General features: G+C 58.3%; 1 pseudogene. It reads left to right on the forward strand.

Annotation, left to right across the window (positions count from 1 at the left end):
- Positions 1-29 precede the first annotated feature (29 nt).
- Positions 30-427: pseudogene (locus D0S45_20895) on the forward strand (S49 family peptidase).

Consider the following 427-nt stretch of genomic DNA (forward strand, 5'->3'; position numbering starts at 1 on the left):
GTTGAGCCGACTATTCGTGATATTCCGTCGCCTCCCGGCGTCTGGTCACGCAGACCGCCCGGACAGGCTCCATCGGCGTCATGATGGCTCACAGTAATTACGGTGCTGCGCTGGAGAAACAGGGTGTGGAAATCACGCTGATTTACAGCGGCAGCCATAAGGTGGATGGCAACCCCTACAGCCATCTTCCGGATGACGTCCGGGAGACACTGCAGTCCCGGATGGACGCAACCCGCCAGATGTTTGCGCAGAAGGTGTCGGCATATACCGGCCTGTCCGTGCAGGTTGTGCTGGATACCGAGGCTGCAGTGTACAGCGGTCAGGAGGCCATTGATGCCGGACTGGCTGATGAACTTGTTAACAGCACCGATGCGATCACCGTCATGCGTGATGCACTGGATGCACGTAAATCCCGTCTCTCAGGAGG

Source organism: Marinifilum sp. JC120 (assembly GCA_004923195.1).
Taxonomy (GTDB): domain Bacteria; phylum Desulfobacterota; class Desulfovibrionia; order Desulfovibrionales; family Desulfovibrionaceae; genus Maridesulfovibrio.